This is a genomic window from Dietzia sp. HMSC21D01 (assembly GCF_001815995.1).
GTDB classification, from domain to species: Bacteria; Actinomycetota; Actinomycetes; order Mycobacteriales; family Mycobacteriaceae; genus Dietzia; species Dietzia cinnamea.
Genome location: NZ_KV823729.1, coordinates 2,774 through 5,339, shown reverse-complemented (window position 1 = coordinate 5,339; position 2,566 = coordinate 2,774). Strand labels below are relative to the sequence as shown.

3 protein-coding genes are annotated in these 2,566 nt (G+C 67.4%); 1 reads left to right on the top strand and 2 read right to left on the bottom strand.

Annotation, left to right across the window (positions count from 1 at the left end):
* Window positions 1–891: WXG100 family type VII secretion target (locus HMPREF3086_RS02820; protein ID WP_210401825.1), on the bottom strand; the 891-nt coding region annotated here is incomplete at its 3' end.
* A gap of 164 nt (window positions 892–1,055) precedes the next feature.
* Window positions 1,056–1,643: a DUF3558 family protein gene (locus HMPREF3086_RS17830; protein WP_167349533.1), complete on the bottom strand. Its 588-nt coding sequence runs from the start codon at window positions 1,641–1,643 to the stop codon at window positions 1,056–1,058.
* A gap of 254 nt (window positions 1,644–1,897) precedes the next feature.
* Between HMPREF3086_RS17830 and HMPREF3086_RS19455 the strand changes: the two genes are divergently transcribed.
* Window positions 1,898–2,566, top strand: a 669-nt coding sequence (locus HMPREF3086_RS19455) for a DUF222 domain-containing protein (RefSeq protein ID WP_246830876.1), incomplete at its 3' end; no start/stop codon positions are given.

The following is a 2,566-nucleotide window of genomic DNA, read 5'->3' as shown; positions in this document are numbered from 1 at the left end:
CTCCCCGGCGCCCGTGGTGAGCGCGGCGAGCGTGGCCGGGTTCGGCGCGGCCGGCCGCGCCGGACGCGCGATGCCCTCGGTGTTCCAGACCCGCGCCATGTCGATGCCCTCGGGCCCGCCCAGTGCGGTCGTGGAGACCACCCGGTAGGCGGCGGTGAAGTCCAGATCGTCGAGGTTGGCGTCCATCACCGCGGGGCTGTACTCAGTGTTGACGATCGCCCGCGCCTGCTCTTCCGCCGCGGCCTGCTGGGCTCGTGACGCGGCGGCCGCCGACAGTCCCGCGGGCCCGAGCTCGCGCCCGGACAGCTGCGCGAGCTGCGCCTGGGCCGCCTGCTCGGCCACGTTCGTGCGCGTGGTGTGGAACCCGTCGTGTGCGCGCCCGGCTTTCTCGGCGACCTTCTCCAACTCGCCAGACAGCGCCACCGCCGAGCGGACGAGGCCCCTCACCGAGTCCTGGGCACTCACCGCGAACTCGCCCTGCCACCCGTGCCCGAGCACAGTGCTCAGGTCGGCCTGAAGTTGCGTGGCCGCGGAGTGAAGCGCTTCGGAGACCGCTCCCGCCCGCTGCTGGATCTCGCTGAACTGCTCGGGCTGCAGTGCTTGCGCACACTGGGCGATCCGCTCCAACGGCGAATCCGACACGTCCTCCGGACCCACCCGCCCGTAGCCACCCATCACGCACGCATCCTCGAGAATGAACCCCTCATTCTCCCCGGCACGAATCACACCCAGGCTCTGCAGCCCCGCCGGCTCCTCGGCCGCCTTCGATAGCGCCCCCGCCAACGCCTCATCCTGCGCCTCGATCAACCCGCCAGCTGCGGCGAAGAGGAGAGACATTGCGCGAGCTTGATCGACGAAGCCGTTCAATAGCATCCGGAGGTCGTCGTCCACGAAGAGCGAATACACCGCGCCAATCTGCCTTGCGGTGGGGAATGACCCCACGTGCCCCCGTTGGCTATTCACTAATGTTGTATTAGCAATCTCCCTGACGGTATCGGCGAACTCATCGCTCGCTCGCACGCAGGAGTTCGCAGCCTCCGGAACAAGGTTGACAGTCACCTGAAATCTCCCTCGGGTATGTATGGCATAACAGGTTCGATCGCGTCATCTAACGCGTCGCATGCCTTTACCAACTGCTCACCCTTGAATTCACCTAGGCCACTGGTTGAATCAAGCTTCACCCAGACCGTCCCGACGCGTGTGAAGAACACCTGAAGGCACGTTCCTCCAGAATTGTCGCCCTTCTCCACTAGTCGGAGGCTCGACCTTCCCGACTTCGAATACTCTCGATCCCGCACGACAAAGGATCGATCTGCGAGATATTCGGCGCGTGACTTCCAGGTTGACAGCGCGGTGAACTGCACCTCTGAGCTTCGCCAACCGCACGACATCAGAATCCCCGGCTCGTGGCGCATAAGGCTGTCCATCGGTTCGACAGCTTTCCCGACCCCCTTCTCGATGGCTTCAACTGGGATCTCGGCACACGGGTCGAAGAGGGCGGGCCTCCGCTCGACCGGCAGATCCCACGGATTGCCGGACTCCTCGGCAGCGGCGGAACTCGTCGTCGTCGGCGCCTCTTCTCCCCCGTCCGCCGACGCGCACCCGGACAGCACCACGAGGGCCGCAACGAGCGCGCCGCACACAGCTCTACTTCTTCCCACAACCTGTACGACGCCCCGCCCGGCCGAACGGTTCCACCGTCGCCCTGAGATCTCGAACTGGAGGCATTGCGGCGAGTTTTCCGGGCCATGTTTGAATCGATGCGCGGTCACAGCCAGTGATCTTTGCAGCTGGGCGGGGCCTGCGGGTGGGTCATCCGACGCGCGGCCACGTCGCGCCGGTCGGCGTGACCTGCGGTGACGGGTTCGTGTCGTACTCGGATGATCTAATCGAACGCATGAGCGACAGGATGAGTGGTGCGGGCAGCGCCTCCACGGCGAGTGGTGAGCTGGCGGCCGTGCTGTCCGCGCTCGATGCGCACCTTGGCCGCGACTGGTCCGAGGCGGGCGCGGCGCAGGTGCACGCCGAACTCGTCGCGCTCGAGCAGGCCCAACGTCGCCTGCGCGCCACCCAAGCCCGCGTCATGGCCGAGGCGCGGAGAACCGGCGCCGCCAGACAGATGGGCTACATCAACGAACGGCAGATGCTCACCGGCGGGCTCGGCCTGGCACCCGGCGAGGCACGCGGCCGCCTCGAGGACTCCTCGATCGCCGACACCGCCCGCATGGCCGCCACCGCGGCCGGACGAATCTCGGCCGGACACCTGAAGATCATCAACACCACCCTGGCCGCGCTACCGGACGAGGTCGACGACGACGAGCGCAACCGCCTCGAAACCGAACTGATCGCCCTGGCCGCCGAACGGGCCACGACCCGCCGCCTACAAGAGAACGCCCACCGCCTGCTGGACCAGATCGACCCCGGCCGCACCGAACGCGGCGCCGCCGAACGGGCCAGGCGCCGCTCGGTCACCTGCTCCGGACAAGGCCTGGACCTCATGGCCAGGGCGTCGATGACCATGGACCCCCAACTGGCGGCCCTGATGCGCGAAGTCCACGCCCGCTGG